Annotated in this window: 1 protein-coding gene; it reads right to left on the minus strand. The window is 57.9% G+C overall.

Annotated features, from left to right (window positions below):
- Positions 1–235, minus strand: a 235-nt coding sequence (locus LK536_RS59130) for an ATP-binding cassette domain-containing protein (RefSeq protein WP_506092378.1), incomplete at both ends; no start/stop codon positions are given.

The following is a 235-nucleotide window of genomic DNA, read 5'->3' on the forward strand; positions in this document are numbered from 1 at the left end:
TGGCCTGCTGCATGTTATGGGTAACAATGGCAAACGTATATTTGCTCTTAAGGTCATCCATCAGGTCTGCTATCTTCAGGGTGGAAATGGGATCCAGGGCCGAGGTCGGCTTATCCATCAAAAGCACCTCCGGCTCCACTGCCAGCGCCCTTGCGATGCGCAGACGCTGCTGCTGCCCGCCGGACAGGCCCAGGGCCGACTTCTTCAATCGGTCCGACACCTCATCCCACAGTGC

The sequence above is a fragment of the Clostridium pacaense genome, from assembly GCF_020709765.2.
Classification (GTDB): domain Bacteria; phylum Bacillota; class Clostridia; order Lachnospirales; family Lachnospiraceae; genus Enterocloster; species Enterocloster hominis.